The organism is Brevundimonas sp. GW456-12-10-14-LB3 (assembly GCF_059424365.1).
The window spans coordinates 1-5,793 of sequence record NZ_JBWKZJ010000067.1; the positions used below are offsets into that span (position 1 = coordinate 1).

Consider the following 5,793-nt stretch of genomic DNA (forward strand, 5'->3'; position numbering starts at 1 on the left):
GCACGGGGGGAGTTGGCCGGGCTGTTCGTCGGCCAGATCGCGGCTTTTGAAGCGTGGGAGCGGGGATCGCGGGCGGGCGCGCCTTTGATCCTGACCCTCGCCGGCTCGGACGGCTCGCCGCCGGTGTCGCTGCAGGCCTATGAGATCACGGACGATAGGCTGCGGATGACGGGAACCGCTGCGCGCGGAGAGGCGGTGCGTCTGGATCTGCGGATCGACCAGGGCGCCCTGGCGACCGCCAGACGCAATCTGGGCGACCAGACGCCGGTTATGAGCGGGGCCGTTCAGTTGGGCGATCGCCGGTTCCCCGTCAGCCTGACGTGGTGGAACGGCGACTGATCAACCGAGGGCCCGCGCCGCCAGCCAGGCCGCGCCGGCGATCGTCAGCCAGATGAAGGCGCCGACGGCGCCAGCCAAGATGATCGACCCGCGTCGCCGCCCTGGGTCGGCGGCGCGCCGGTCTTGCGCGGGACGTGGAGGTCCGGATTTGATTTCGGGATCGCGCGACACGTTGCAACCTAAGATAGATTTCCAGATTGGGTCAAGGCCAGACCGAAGAGGGCGCGCCGCCGCAGGGCATTGGACGAGAGCCAGTGATCCGAAGGCAGATCGTTTGTCGTAAAATAGATTGCAATCCGCAGCAAAAGCTCCGCTGAAGCTTCACGTAACAGCGCATGCGCCTTCACACAGCATCCCTAATGACTCCACTCGGGCAGGAGGGGCGATCACGTCTTTGCGGCCGGGCACAGGCTCGGGCGCCCCCTGTCATAGCTCTTTGACCAGACACGGTGGACTGACGATGACCGGCCTTCAGATGAAAACCCTGCTCGTGACGGCGGCCAGCGCCCTCGCGCTCGCCGCCTGCGGCTCGGCGGAAGTGGCTTCGCCCGGCGAAGGCAACTTCGGCAACGGCGGCAACAACGGCGGCAACAACGGTGGCGGCAACACGCCGGCCCCCGGCACGCCCGCTGCGGATTGCCCGACCGGCCTGGCCAATGTCGGCACCATCGCCAACGGCTCGCTGCGCGTTTGCCAACTGCCGCAGCAGATTCTGGGCAACCTCAGCCTGGCCGTCCGCGCCGGCACCATCTATTCGATCAGCGGCCGCACCGAGGTGGGCACCGACCGCGGCATCGATCCCGCCTCGACCACGGGCACGCAGGGCATCCTGACCATCGAACCGGGCGTCAAGATCTTCGCCTCCAGCGGCGGTGACTACCTGCTGGTCAACCGCGGCTCACAAATCTACGCCGAGGGCACCTCCACCAAGCCGATCATCTTCACCAGCCGCCAGGACGTCGAGGGCACGGCCACGGCGACCTCGCAAGGTCAGTGGGGCGGGATCGTCCTGGCCGGCCGCGCGCCCCAGGCCAACTGCCAGCTGACGGCGCCGGTCACCTGCACCGGCCAGGTCGAGGGCACCAACGCCTTCTACGGCGGCAATACGGCGACCGACAACTCGGGCCGTCTGCGCTACGTTCAGATCAAATATTCCGGCTTTGAAATCTCGACCGGAAATGAGCTGCAGGCCCTGACCCTGGCCGGCGTCGGCTCCGGCACGGTTCTGGAGTACATCCAGTCTTACAACAGCTCCGACGACGGCATCGAGATCTTCGGCGGCAACGCCAACCTCAAGCACATCGTCATCAACGGCGCCGACGACGACGGTCTGGACACCGACACCGGCTGGCGCGGCGGCGCCCAGTTCGGCATCGTGACCCAGCGGGCCCCGAACTCGACCAGCCGGTCGGCCGGCTTCGAGTTCTCGTCGGCTCCGTCTTCGACGCCTTATGCTTCGCGCTATCTGTCGCAGCCGAAGATCGCCAACTGGACCCTGGTCGGCCGCAACGCCCCGACCGACGCCCACACGGTCATGCACTTCGACACCGGCACCAACCCGACCCTGATCAACATCGTCGCCACCTCGACGACGGGCTCGGTCGCCGGCTGCTTCGACATCGCTGACGCCGACACCCAGACGAGCTTCGACGGGGGCACGACGCCTTCGCTGCGTTCGATCTACATGTCCTGCTCGGTCTCCTACCGTCCGGCCAACGTCGCCCGTTCGACGGCGGTGTTCACCAACGCCCGCAACACCAATGTGACGGCGGCGGGAACTTCGACCCTGACGGCCCCGGCTTCCGGCACGACCATCGCCAACCAGAACCTGGCCTTCATCAACGGCGCCAATGAGAACGCCGTGACGGCGATCGATCCGAAGACGGTCTACAGCTTCTTCGACAGCGTCAACTACATCGGCGCTGTGCGGAGCGCCCAGGACACCTGGTGGCAGGGTTGGACCTGCGGCCTGACGGCCGGCTCTCCCTGCTGATGACGACAGCGCCGGCGGCGGCCTTCAGGGTCGCCGCCGGTTCTTCGCGTTTCCTGACCCCTTCAAGGCGCAGACCATGAATAGACTTTCTCTGACCCTGAGCGGGGTCCTTCTCGCCACCAGCGCGCTGATTGCGCCCGGCCTGGCGTTCGCCCAAGCCGCACCTGAAACCGCCCCGACGGCCCAGAATCCGGCCCAGACCTCGGCGGAACAAGTCGATCAAGAGCCCGCCGAAGTCGGCGAGATCGTCGTCCTGGGGCGCTATATCCCCGAGCCAAACCGCGAAAGCTCTGAAGTCGCCGCCTTCCTGACCTCGGAAGACCTGGAGCGCACCGGCGACAGCAACGCCGCCGCCGCCCTGACCCGCGTCACCGGCCTGTCGATCGTCGAGGGCCGGTTCATCTACGTCCGCGGCCTGGGCGAGCGCTATTCGTCGGCCCTGCTGAACGGTTCGCCACTGCCCAGCCCCGAGCCTCTGCAACGGGTCGTGCCCCTGGACCTGTTTCCCTCCAGCATCCTGGACGGCGTGACGGTTCAGAAGACCTATTCGCCCAACTTTCCCGGCGAATTCGGCGGCGGCGTGATCGATCTGCACACGATCGACGCCCCGAACGAACCCTTCTTCAACATGAAGCTGTCGCTGGGCGGCAACACGGAATCGACGGGCAAGGAAAGCCTGATCTACTACGGGTCGCGCACCGACTTCACCGGCTTCGACGACGACACCCGCGACGTGCCTGGCGCCATCCGCATCGCCTTCGACCAGGGCAAGCAGATCAACACCGCCAACTTCTCGGCCGCCCAGCTTCAGGCCATGGGGCAGTCGTTGGAGAACGCCCCGCTTCGGCTGTTGCAACGCGAGAAGACCCCGATCGACGGCGGCGTCGAGCTGGCCGGCGGGTTCTCGCAGGACACCGGCCTGGGGACGCTGGGCCTTATCGCGGTCGCCGGCTATGACAACAGCTGGCGCGCCCGTCGCGGCGTTCAGCAAGAGGGCCAGTTCCAGGGCGACGCCCTGGAGGTCTCCTCTTCCTATGACGTCGAATCGAACCAGAACGACATCCGGTTGAACATGCTCGGCGGCCTGTCGCTGAAGACGGTCGATCATGAGCTGAAGTGGACCAACCTGTACGTCCGCAACACCACCAAGGAAGCGCGTTCGGCCGCCGGCCCGGACTTCGACGCGGGCGGAAGCGTCATCCGCAACGACTATACGGAATGGTTCGTGCGCCAGCTGTTCACGAGCCAGCTGGCTGGCGAACACCAGTTCATGGACGGCGCCCTGGAGATCGACTGGCGGGCCGCCTACGCCAAGACGTCGCGGGACGCGCCCTATGAGTCCCGCTTCCAATACGGCGTGGACGCCGCCGGCGACTACATCCACAACGTTCAGGGCAATCTGATCTCGTTCAGCGAACTGGACGACGACATCGTCTCGGGCGGCGTGGATGTGGCTTACACCCTGCCGTTGTCCTCGATCCGCGAGGCGATCATCAGCGCCGGCGTGGCCTCGTTCGACAACAATCGCGAAGCCACCCGCCACGATCTGCAGTTCGAAGCCGTCAACGGCCTGACCGACAGCCAGCGTCACGCGCGGGTCGATTATCTGTTCTCGGACTACAACATCAATCCGAACACTCTGCAACTGCGCGAAATCGCCGGCAGCAACGGCGCCAGCGCCTACGACGCCGAGCTTCAGGTCAATGCGGCCTATGCGATGATTGATGCGGAGATCATCCCGCTGGTTCGCACGACGGTGGGCGTCCGCTTCGAGGACGGCCAACAGAGCGTCACCCCGCGCGATGTTTTCGGCGGCGCCTCGACCTATAAGGCCACCGAAATCGAGGAACAGTATTGGCTGCCTTCGCTGACGGCGACCTGGAACTTCGCTGAGGATCAGCAACTGCGGTTCGGCGCGTCCAAGACGATCGGTCGCCCGCAGTTCCGCGAACTGGCCCCCCAGGCCTATACCGATCCGGAAAGCGACCGCATCTTCATCGGCAACCCCTACCTGGTGGACACCGAACTGCTGAACCTGGACGCACGGTATGAATGGTACTTCGCCCGCCAGCAGTTCATCACGGCCGGCGTCTTCTACAAGGACATGGACAAGCCGGTTGAATCCGTCATTGTCGACGTCGGCAACCAGCGCCAGCAGTCCTTCCTGAACGCGCCCAAGGCGACCATCATGGGCGCCGAGGTCGAGGTGAAGAAGTATTTCGAGTTCCCCGACCAGCCCATGGCCTTCATCGCCAACAAGCGTTGGTTGGTCCAGGCCAACTACACCTACTCCGACTCTGAGGTGAAGGTGAGCTCGGGCGATACGGTGCTGACCCTGGGCGGCGCCGGTACGCCGGAACAGGCTTCCTTCTTCATTCAGGACGGCAGCCGTCTGCAAGGCCAGTCGGATCACGTCGCCAACCTGCAACTGGGGTGGGAAGACGACACGGCCCGGTCTCAGGCGACGATCATCGTCAACTATGTCAGCGATCGCATCACCGCCCGCGGCGCCGGCATCAGCACCAGCCGCGAACCGGATTTCATTCAAGATCCGGGCGTCTTCCTGGACTTCGTCTATCGCAAGGACTTCACCGTCATGGACCGCGACATGGGCTTCGCCCTGGAACTGCGGAACCTGCTGGGAACCGACTTCGACGAATACCAGGAGCGGGGCGCCAAGATCCGGGTCAACAACTATGACCTGGGTCAGAGCGCCTCGGTGAGCCTGACCGCGCGCTTCTGAGCCGTCAGAACCGCAAACCATCGACGGCCGGGAGGCGAACGCCCCCCGCCCGTTTCGATTTAAATGTCCGTACACAGTTGAACTGTCACGAGAAGTTATCCACGTCTTCACACTTCGGTGAGGCCCGCATACGGACGATTGTTCTACACGCCATTCGCGGCCGTCGGGGGCCGGCACGGGCTTGGCGTCGTGATTGCTGACATCCGCAACCTCAGCCTCTCCGCCGCCCTGGACAGGGGGCGTCGTCTGCCGCTGCGCCGCCTCGTGGAACTCCTTCTGATCGCCCTGCTGCTGGTGCAGGCCGGCCGTCTGATCTGGCTGTTCGCCGCGCCCAGGCCCCAGGCTGAGGCGCCGGCCGCCGCCGCTGCGGCTAGGCCTGTCGACGTCAGCATACTGTCGCGGTTTGACGCCTTCTTCCGCACCGGAGGGCAGGGGGCCCTGGCCGGCGCCTCGGGCGCGGAGGCCAGTCAGATGCGTCTGTTCGGCGTCCGCGCGGGCGGCGTGGGCGGCGGCTCGGCCATCATAGGCCTGGCTGACGGGCGTCAGATTTCCGTCGGCGTCGGAGAGGAGGTCGAGCCCGGACTGGTGTTGCAGTCTGTCGCTCCCGACTTCGTGACCCTGGCGCGGGGCCAGTCCCTGACCCGGTTGGAGTTTACGGATGCGCCTGCCGGGGCCGCGTCGCCCCCGCCGCCGCCCTCGACCCCCCAGATCGTGACCC

The 5,793-nt window shown here is 65.8% G+C and carries 3 protein-coding genes and 1 pseudogene; all 4 read left to right on the forward strand.

Features of this window, described 5'->3' with window-relative positions; genetic code table 11:
• Positions 1 to 339, forward strand: a pseudogene (locus AC07XS_RS15595) (hypothetical protein); the annotation flags it as partial.
• A gap of 475 nt (positions 340 to 814) precedes the next feature.
• Positions 815 to 2,332: a beta-helix domain-containing protein gene (locus AC07XS_RS15600; protein WP_494732682.1), complete on the forward strand. Its 1,518-nt coding sequence runs from the start codon at positions 815 to 817 to the stop codon at positions 2,330 to 2,332.
• 76 nt (positions 2,333 to 2,408) lie between these two features.
• Positions 2,409 to 5,075 carry a TonB-dependent receptor domain-containing protein gene (locus AC07XS_RS15605; protein ID WP_182715174.1) on the forward strand — a complete coding sequence of 889 codons (2,667 nt, stop codon included), beginning with the start codon at positions 2,409 to 2,411 and terminating at the stop codon, positions 5,073 to 5,075.
• Positions 5,076 to 5,264: 189 nt separating this feature from the next.
• A partial coding sequence (locus AC07XS_RS15610) for a type II secretion system protein N (RefSeq protein WP_321208187.1) occupies positions 5,265 to 5,793 on the forward strand: 529 nt, incomplete at its 3' end.

Excerpts from the sequence above, each read along its gene's own strand:
- AC07XS_RS15600 (WP_494732682.1), top strand. The coding sequence starts at position 815 with ATGAAAACCCTGCTCGTGACGGCGGCCAGCGCCCTCGCGCTCGCCGCC.
- AC07XS_RS15605 (WP_182715174.1), top strand. The coding sequence starts at position 2,409 with ATGAATAGACTTTCTCTGACCCTGAGCGGGGTCCTTCTCGCCACCAGC.